Source organism: Actinomycetospora sp. (assembly GCF_055612215.1).
Genome location: NZ_JBVPVA010000723.1, coordinates 1 through 3,775 on the forward strand (window position 1 = coordinate 1; position 3,775 = coordinate 3,775).

Here is a 3,775-nt window from a genome sequence, read left to right on the forward strand (position 1 = left end):
CGCCGGGAGCACCTCCACGAGGTGCAGCTCGGCGTCCCGACGGGCCGCTTCCGTGGCTGCCCACGTCACCGCGGCCAGGGCGCTGGAGGTCCCGTCGACCCCGACGACCACCCGACCCGCGCGCCGGGAGGCGGGCCCTCCGCCGATGTCCGCATCCGTCATCGTGTCCCACCTCCACCGCGTCGCGTTCCGTCGAGGATGGCCCCGGAGAGGGGCGCGAGCCAGGATTCGACGAAGATTTTCGACGCAGTTCCGAGAACCGCATGATCCGGCCATGCCGGGTCGAGCCCACCGGGCAGTTCGGAATTCTCCTGTTCGCGACGGAATGCGTCCTCTGCGCTCCCGGGCGGGGGGACGACCTGTCGTGCGTCCCAGACCGGTGTCTCGATGTCGTCGCAGAGCCGGACGGCGGCCGGCCGCCCTCCGACGTCGCGCTCGCACACCACGAGCTGGACACCGTGTCCGGTGTTCGGTCAGTCGGTGTCGCCGGCCTCCGGGTCGGCACGCGCGGGACGGGCATCGAGAACGGACGACGCGAGTTCGGAGGCCGCGGCCGCGGAGGTCGGCACGCCGGGTCCAGGTGCCTCGAGGGCGTCGGCGGTCTCGCGCAGCCAGGCGATCAGCGGCGCCGCGACCGTCGGCGCCAGGGCGAGGATCCATCCGGCGCTGCGCGCTCGTGCGTCCGCGATGTGCTCGGTCCGGCCGGACTCGTCCGCGGCGACGATCTCGGGTCTGGTGGCGAGCAGCCCGCGGGCCGACCATCGGCCGGGCGGCAACAGCGACCGCAGTCGCTCGAGTTCGTCGGCGGCACGGCGCAGCACGACGGCCCTCGCCGCCGGGGCGCCCTCGTCCCCGTCCATCCCGTCGTCACGCGAGGACCGGTCCGCCCTGTCCGGCACGAGGCGATGGTAGCGACGGGCGATCCCCCGACGGGCGGTCACGGGGAGGGGTCGGCGTCCCGCGCGGTCGTCGTGGCCCGGTGGATCGTCCCCGCGCCGTTCGCCAGCGCCCGCCGCCACGGCGCGACGCCCTCGATCTCGGTCTCCAACGAGAAGCTCAGGAAGGTCCTGATCACCACGATCAGGCCGAGCACGAGGACGTTGTCGACGGTCGGCGAGACCGCCACGGTCCGCACCAGGTCGGCGGCGACGAGGACCTCCAGGCCGAGGAGCAGGGTCCCGCCGAAGGCCTGACGCGCCACGAGATAGACGTTCGCCCCCGACCGGGACCGGCGCGCCGTCATCGCCGCGAGCACGACGGACCAGATCGCGCCGAGCACGAGGATCGCGGCTCCGAGGGCCTCGAAGCCCTGCGCCACGTGGTCCATCAGCCCGGTGAACGTCCAGGGTCCGGCGTCCGGCACCGTGGTGATCACCCCCCGGGCTCCTCGGCCGCCGAGCGGGCACGGCGGTCGAACTCGGGTCGCTCGGCGCCGCGGCCGCTCCGGGGCTCCGATGCCCGGGAGACGCGGACGATGTGTCGGATCAGCCCGGCGAGCACGAGCAGCGTGATGGCGACGGCGGCCCAGGTCGCCGCCCGCCCCGCGGCGGTGATGCCGGAGAGGCCGGTGACCTGCCCGACGGTGACGCTGCACGCGGCGTACATGCCGAACGGGAAGACCGTCGCCCAGCGACGCACGTCGTAGGCGAACCGGGGCCGGATGACCTCGGCGATGACCAGGGGGACGATCCAGGCCACGGCCAGGCCCCAGAGCACGGCTGTGCTGACGGTCAGGGTCTGGTGCAGCGCGGTGAACATCCTCAGGGCTCCGGCGCCCTGGGTGATCTTGCCGGCGCAGAGCGCGGCAATGGCCAGCGCGCCACCGGCGATCCAGTGGTCGCCGTGCCCGGTGAGCAACTGGCGCAGGTCGAACCGGGCGGCGGTGACGACGTAGAGGGCCAGCCCGACGAGCAGGAGCGGAGCGGCAGCCCAGAGGAGCCACCCCGCCTGGAAGGCGACGGCGAGGGTCGCGCTGAGCAGGGCCGTGCTGTCGGTGGCCACGCCGACGACGAAGTAGATGCCGGTGGTGGGCGTCCGCCAGTGCCGGAGGACCGGGGGCAGGAGGAGGACCCAGCCGACCGCCGCGATCGCGAGCAGGACCGCGGCGACGACGGGGAGGTCGCTGATCGCGAGCCGGGTCCCGAGCACTGCGGTGGCCGCCACACTCGCGATCACCACGGGTGCTCTCGTCTCGCGCCGGAAGCGACCGGGCTCGTAGACCAGCGGCGCGGCCAGCACGACGACCAGGAGCAGCCAGACGGCCGCGGCGATGATCAGCGTGGCCGCCGAGAGCACCGGGGCTCCGACGATCCCCAGGTCGATCGAGAGGACCCCGAAGGACATGACGATGGTCCACGACGGCGGGGGGATCAGAGCGGAGATCGCCGGCACGCGGCCACCTCACCCGCCGTGAGCGACGCCTGTGGCGTCGCCCGGGTGCGCGACCAGCGCCGTCGAGGGGACAGTCATGCCCGCACCAGTAAGCCGCCGAGGCCGGGAACCCAAGGAACCGGCCCCTCTTTCCACTTCAACGTATAGCGCGCGGCGGGGCTTGCGGCAAGCCCCGGAGCGTGCTCCATCATCACCGTCCGCATTCCTCGTGGACGGAGAAACGCACTGGTGAACGGCACATTCGTGCTCGATCTCGCGGAGATCGATCGGGACCGGTTCGCCGAGGTCGGCGGCAAGGCGGTGAACCTGGGGGAGCTCTCGCGGATCAGCGGCATCGACGTGCCGCAGGGCTTCTGCGTGACGACGCACGCGTTCCGCCGGGTCGTGGGCGGGGCTCCGGCGGTCCGGGCCGGCCTCGATCGCCTGGCCCGTCTGACCCCCGACGACCGGGCCGGGATCGCGGCGGCCAGCGCGGAGGTCCGCGAGGCCGTCGCCGGTCTCCGCGCTCCCGACGACGTCGCGTCATCGATCACGCGGGCACTCGCGCCCGGCGACACCGCGTACGCCGTGCGGTCCAGCGCGACGTCCGAGGATCTGGCGACGGCCTCGTTCGCGGGCCAGCACGACAGCTTCCTCGACGTCCTGGGCCCGGCGGCGGTCCTCGAGCACGTCGTGCGGTGCTGGTCCTCGCTGTTCACCGAGCGGGCCGTGACCTACCGCCTGCGCCACGGCGTGGACCACCGGGCGGTCGGCATGGCCGTGGTCGTGCAGGAGATGGTGACCCCCGACGCGTCAGGGGTGCTGTTCACGGCCGACCCGGTGACGTCGAACCGGCGGCTCAGCCGCGTGGAGGCGGTCCTCGGCCTCGGCGAGGCCCTCGTCTCCGGGACGGCGGACGCGGACGGCTACACCGTGCGCCACGGCGAGGTCGTCGGGTCGGCGATCGTCCCCAAGGCCGCGGCCCTGCGACCAGCCCCCGGGGGCGGGACGCGCGCGCAGCCCGTCGAGCCCGGGTCGCAGCGGCGACCGGCGCTGACCGACGACCAGGCCGTGCACCTCGCCGCGCTGGGCCGGCGGATCGAGGCGCACTTCGGTCGCCCGCAGGACATCGAGTGGTGCCTGGTCGACGACGGGTTCCGGATCGTGCAGAGCCGACCGATCACCACGCTGTTCCCGGTGCCCCCGGTCGACGACGGTGCCCGCCACGTCTGGGTCTCCGTCGGTCACCAGCAGATGATGACCGACGCGATGACGCCCCTGGGGCTGTCCGTCTGGCAGATGACCACGCCCCGGCCCATGGCCGAGGCCGGCGGCCGGTTGTTCGTCGACGTCACCCGGCTCCTGGCCTCGGCCGCCGGACGGGACGCGTTCCTGGACGTCATGG

The 3,775-nt window shown here is 73.7% G+C and carries 5 protein-coding genes; 1 reads left to right on the forward strand and 4 read right to left on the reverse strand.

The features are described from left to right. The 4 genes from AC0CYZ_RS19760 to AC0CYZ_RS19775 form a co-directional block, all read right to left on the reverse strand. Positions 1–276 (reverse strand): universal stress protein (locus AC0CYZ_RS19760; RefSeq protein ID WP_472218420.1); only part of this gene is annotated, 276 nt, incomplete at its 3' end. 197 nt (positions 277–473) lie between these two features. Next, positions 474–899, reverse strand: a complete 426-nt coding sequence (locus AC0CYZ_RS19765) for a hypothetical protein (protein WP_472218422.1) — start codon at positions 897–899, stop codon at positions 474–476. Between the two features lie 38 nt (positions 900–937). After that, positions 938–1,375 carry a DUF1622 domain-containing protein gene (locus AC0CYZ_RS19770; RefSeq protein ID WP_472218424.1) on the reverse strand — a complete coding sequence of 146 codons (438 nt, stop codon included), beginning with the start codon at positions 1,373–1,375 and terminating at the stop codon, positions 938–940. Further along, positions 1,372–2,391: an SLAC1 family transporter gene (locus tag AC0CYZ_RS19775; RefSeq protein WP_472218426.1), complete on the reverse strand. Its 1,020-nt coding sequence runs from the start codon at positions 2,389–2,391 to the stop codon at positions 1,372–1,374. The genes AC0CYZ_RS19770 and AC0CYZ_RS19775 overlap by 4 nt, the downstream gene beginning before the upstream one ends. Before the next feature lie 228 nt (positions 2,392–2,619). Between AC0CYZ_RS19775 and AC0CYZ_RS19780 the strand changes: the two genes are divergently transcribed. Further along, positions 2,620–3,775, forward strand: a 1,156-nt coding sequence (locus AC0CYZ_RS19780) for a PEP/pyruvate-binding domain-containing protein (RefSeq protein ID WP_472218427.1), incomplete at its 3' end; no start/stop codon positions are given.